At 39.5% G+C, this 1,507-nt stretch carries 1 pseudogene; it reads left to right on the forward strand.

Annotated elements, in window-relative coordinates:
- Nucleotides 1-125: 125 nt before the first annotated feature.
- Nucleotides 126-1,339 (forward strand): annotated as a pseudogene (locus tag PSI23_RS21375) (tyrosine-type recombinase/integrase).
- The last annotated feature ends 168 nt before the right edge of the window (nt 1,340-1,507 follow it).

Here is a 1,507-nt window from a genome sequence, read left to right on the forward strand (position 1 = left end):
TCAACTAATTTATTCATAGCCTGTTCCTCCCCGGAGCTGTTTTCGGCGTTCACCAAAACTTTGCTCCCGGAACAGGCTTCTCGTCAATTTCTTATCCAGAATTCGGGTTAACTAGGTATATATACATGTCAGGTTTAAACAAGTTAACGGACAGAAAACTAAAGTCTCTCAATGGAGCCGAAAGAGATAAACCGATAAAACTTGCTGATGGTGCAGGATTAATGGTTCGTGTTACTAAGAAAGGTGCTGTAAGTTGGTTGTTTAAATATAGAACAGGCGGCAGAGAGACAGAAGCAGTTGTTATCACTCTTGGTCGCTATCCTGATATGAGTCTTAGAGAAGCTCGTGAAATACGTGACAAATGCCGAAATTGGTTGGCGGTTGGAAAAGATCCTAAATATCAATTTAAGTTGGATATGCAGGAGAGTCTGAAGCCTGTTACTGTCAGGGATGCGCTTGAATATTGGATAAAAAAAATAATCGAGACAATATAAATAAACACATAGCACAGCTTGAAAAGCACATTTATCCCTACATTGGAAATATGGCATTAGAAGATTGTGAAACTCGTTATTGGTTGCAATGTTTTGATCGCACAAGAGAGAGTGCTCCTGTTGCTGCTGGTTATATATTTCAGATGTGTAAGCAGGCACTTAAATTTTGTCGGGTGCGAAGATATGCAGCCAATAACGCATTGGATGATTTAACCATTCCTGATGTTGGCAAGAAGCAAAATAAAGGCGACACATATTTAAATGATAATGAACTGAAGCAACTGTGGTGTTCATTAGATACTCACAAGCATCTGCCATATTATAGTAATTTGATAAGACTATTAATTGTATTTGGTTGCCGCTCACAAGAAGTCAGATTATCAACTATAGCTGAATGGGATTTGGATTTATGGTTATGGACTGTACCCAAATCACACAGTAAATCAGGAGATAAAATTATTCGTCCTGTGCCTGAGAGTATCAGGCCACTTATTGAAAAACTAATTTATGAAAATAAGAAGAGTGGTTTACTGTTAGGCGAATCAAAAAAACCGGAAGCAGTATCTCAAGCAGGGCGTAATATATGGAAAAGATTAGGGCATGATGAAAAGTGGACATTACATGATTTAAGGCGCACTTTTGCAACAAAACTGAATGATTTAGGTATTGCACCACATATCGTAGAACAGCTTTTAGGCCACGCATTGCCGGGAATTATGGCAATATACAATAAGAGCCAGTACCTGCCCGAAAAGTTAGATGCTTTAAATAAATGGTGTGATTATTTAGATGTTCTTGCGGGTGAGCATGAAAACGTAGTGCTACTGAAGAGCAAAATTGCTTAGCTATCCCAATGGATTTCAAGATGCGTCGCGGCGGCAAGGGAGTGAACCCCCAGGAGCATATACCAATCGCCATTGAAGATGCTTGATTTATCCCCCAAACCAGACCATGCTTGCAACCATGAAAATTCATCTGACACCAGAACAAAAACGTGCCCTCGAATTGATGCA

Source organism: Xenorhabdus yunnanensis (assembly GCF_028598805.1).
In the GTDB taxonomy this organism is placed as follows: Bacteria; Pseudomonadota; Gammaproteobacteria; order Enterobacterales; family Enterobacteriaceae; genus Xenorhabdus; species Xenorhabdus yunnanensis.